The 403-nt window shown below is 58.6% G+C and carries 1 protein-coding gene and 1 pseudogene; both read left to right on the forward strand.

Annotated elements, in window-relative coordinates:
* The first annotated feature begins 11 nt into the window (after window positions 1-11).
* On the forward strand, window positions 12-158 hold the full coding sequence (locus tag LU493_RS20085) for a hypothetical protein (protein WP_408702714.1): 147 nt from the start codon (window positions 12-14) through the stop codon (window positions 156-158).
* A pseudogene (locus tag LU493_RS19660) lies at window positions 158-403 on the forward strand (lipid-A-disaccharide synthase); the annotation flags it as partial. The gene LU493_RS20085 and the pseudogene LU493_RS19660, both read left to right, overlap by 1 nt.

The following is a 403-nucleotide window of genomic DNA, read 5'->3' on the forward strand; positions in this document are numbered from 1 at the left end:
CAATCACCGCGATCCGCAACGCGTATAAACTGCTGTACCGCAGCGGCAAAACGCTGGAAGAAGCCAAGCCGGAAATCGCCGAACTGGCTGCTCAGCATCCTGAGGTTCAGCCGTTTGTCGATTTCTTCGCTCGTTCTACCCGCGGCTTGATTCGTTAATGGCTGAACAGCGTCCCCTGACGATTGCCCTGGTCGCCGGAGAAACCTCCGGCGATATTCTAGGCGCTGGTCTCATCCGCGCGCTTAAAGCACGCATCCCGAATGCGCGCTTTGTCGGCGTGGCGGGGCCGCTAATGCAGGCGGAAGGGTGCGAAGCCTGGTATGAAATGGAAGAGCTGGCGGTGATGGGCATTGTTGAAGTGCTCGGTCGCCTGCGTCGCTTACTCCATATTCGCGCCGATTTG

This window comes from Halomonas elongata, assembly GCF_029081005.1.
Classification (GTDB): Bacteria; Pseudomonadota; Gammaproteobacteria; order Pseudomonadales; family Halomonadaceae; genus Halomonas; species Halomonas elongata_B.